1 protein-coding gene is annotated in these 2619 nt (G+C 58.8%); it reads left to right on the top strand.

What is annotated here, in order from left to right; translation table 11 throughout:
- Window positions 1-41: 41 nt before the first annotated feature.
- Window positions 42-2285: a GumC family protein gene (locus tag AAAC48_RS18675; protein WP_340655625.1), complete on the top strand. Its 2244-nt coding sequence runs from the start codon at window positions 42-44 to the stop codon at window positions 2283-2285.
- Window positions 2286-2619: the final 334 nt, after the last annotated feature.

The raw sequence follows: 2619 nt of genomic DNA, 5'->3' as shown, positions 1-2619 counted from the left end.
ATTGAATCGCGCTGGCCGGCGGTTTTGGAGTTTAAGGACGGATGAACAATCGTGAAAACGAGACGGCAAAGCGGCCGCGGCGCTCGCTTCTCTCGTTTGCCAGTCAGCCGGAACCGGCGGGAGAGACCCATGTCGACCCCGAACCCGTCACGACGCCCATACGCGACGAAGACAATCTCGATCATTATCATCGCATGCGCGCCCTGCGCCTCGCGGCAGGCAGCGAGATATCCCAACCTTTATCGGGCGATAGTCGCGCTGGGCAGACACCCGAAGAGGCTGAGCAGGAAGCAATTGACCGCATGCGCGCCGACATGGCCGCTATCAAGGCCGAGCTCAACCGGCGCGTTGATGCTGCCGAGCATGTTATACCTTTGCGAAGCATTCCTGAGCCACCGGTTGACGAACCGGAGCCGGTGACGGCGAAGGCACCGAACATTCCTGAACCGGCAGAGCCTGAGTCAGTTCTTGCTAAAGCTCCCGAAAGCAAACCTCAACCGCGCCGCATCGATGTACGGCAGACTGAGGCACAAACCGACGAATGGAAGCCGCTTGTCGACCCCCGCGTGGTGATCAATCGCGTTGGCCGGTCCAAGTCACTCATCATCGCGACGACGATCATAGGCACCCTGCTTGGTGTCGGTTATGCCATGACCCTGCCGAAGCTCTATGCATCGACGGTCGAGGTGCTGGTTGATCCGCGCGATCTTAAGATCGTTGACAAGGAAATCTCTTCTAGCCAGCTGCCTGTTGATGCCTCGCTCGCGATTGCCGAAAGCCAGCTGCGCCTCATACAGTCAAGCAGCGTCCTGACCAAGGTCATCGACCGGACCGGCCTTGCCAAGGATCGCGAATTCAATGGCGATCTGAGCGACAAGGGACTACTCGCCTCACTGCGAGACCTGTTTTCGACCGACAGCACCCCGGACGCGACGACCCGCGAAACGCTGCTCCTGCGCAATCTATACAATCATCTGAAGGTCGAGCGCAGCGCCAAGAATTTTATCTTCAACATCACGGTCAAATCGCGCGATCCGGAAAAATCGGCTCTCATTGCCAATACCGTATCGGATGTATTTCGCGAAGAGCAGGGCAATATCCAGTCCGATACCGCCCGACAGGCCACCCAATCGCTGACGGCGCGGCTCAATGATCTGCGCACCGGCGTCGAAGAAGCCGAAAATGCCGTACAGAAATTCAAGGCCGAAAATGACCTGGTCGATGTGCAGGGTCGTCTTATCAGCGACGATGAAATCTCCCGCACCAATGACGAGCTTACCGCCGCACGCAACCAGACGATCCGCCTCAACGCCCAGGCCGCGTCTATCCGAAGTGCCTCGGTGGAAGGTGTTCTCGGCGGCAATACGCTGCCGGAGGAATTCCGCTCCGGCGTCATCGTCGCCCTGCGTTCGCAATATGGCGCGTTGAAACAGCAGGCAGATGGCCTTGCCACCAAACTCGGTCCGCGCCATCCGCAACTTATCCAGGCGCAATCGCAGGTCGATGGCATTCGCAGTGAAATTCGCAACGAGTTGAACCGGATCGCCTCTTCGGTCAAGGTCGAGCTGAAGCGCTCGGTGCAGCTCGAACAGGATCTGGCGGCGCGACTGGCGCAGCTCAAGGCCCGTACGGCCAGCACCAACGAAGACATGGTCAAGCTGCGCGAGCTGGAGCGCGAAGCCACTGCCAAGCGCGAAGTCTACGAGGCTTTCCTGTTGCGTGCTAAAGAGACCAGCCAGCTCGAAGGTATGAACACCACCAATATACGCGTGATTTCGCCGGCGCGTCCTGCGCTTGAGAGCACCGGCGGCTCGCGCAAGCTCGTGGCCATTGCCGGTCTGCTCGGTGGCCTGCTGACCGGCCTTGGCATCGCCGTTTTGCTCGGAATGATTGAAAGTTTCCGCGCCGGCAATCGCCCTTTGACCTTTGTCGAGGATGATGCGCCGGTTGATCCGGCGCCGCCTTCCGGCGGCAAGCGCACCAAGCTTGCCGAAGACAGGGAACCTTCACCCGCCGCAGCATCGCAATCTCGTCTTGGCGCTGCCATCAGGCGCGCGCAGACCCGGACGATGGCTATCGACGAGGTCGAGCCAGATATGATCGAAGCCGACGCGGCATTGCAAGCTGCCGCGGACCAGATCGCGGTTGCCCAATTCCTTTACGCGCACGCCGATTTGGTGCTCACACCCCGTCATCACGACAATTCCAATATCGAAGACATGCTGTCGGATATTGCCGAGATTCGCGAAGTGCTGCGGCTTCGAGCTGAGCGGCAAGCAAGTTAACTCATCAAGTAAAAATTCAGCCTGATGAAGTAGCTGGTGCGGCATTTTAAGAACCGGCGCGCAGCCGCCTATCTTGCCCTTGTGGGGGAGATAGGATTTTCTTTGAATGAGCCGTGCCTATCCCCTCACTTTTCGATTTCTAGCGCTTAGCAAGAGCCAAGATGCTGAAATCGCTTTCCCTCCCACAAGGGGAGAGATAATCGCAGGTCTTAGTGCAACCTTGGCGTCGGGCCTTGTCCCTTGTCATCGATGACGTAGCCCCGATAGAACCGGTCCAGCGTAAATGGCGCGGACAGCGGGTGCGGTTCGTCCTTGGCGATGGTCCAGGCAAAGC

It is taken from the genome of Phyllobacterium sp. (assembly GCF_037994405.1).
Lineage (GTDB): Bacteria > Pseudomonadota > Alphaproteobacteria > Rhizobiales > Rhizobiaceae > Phyllobacterium.
Note: the sequence above shows the minus strand (reverse complement) of the source record. Positions and strands in the feature narration are given on the sequence as shown.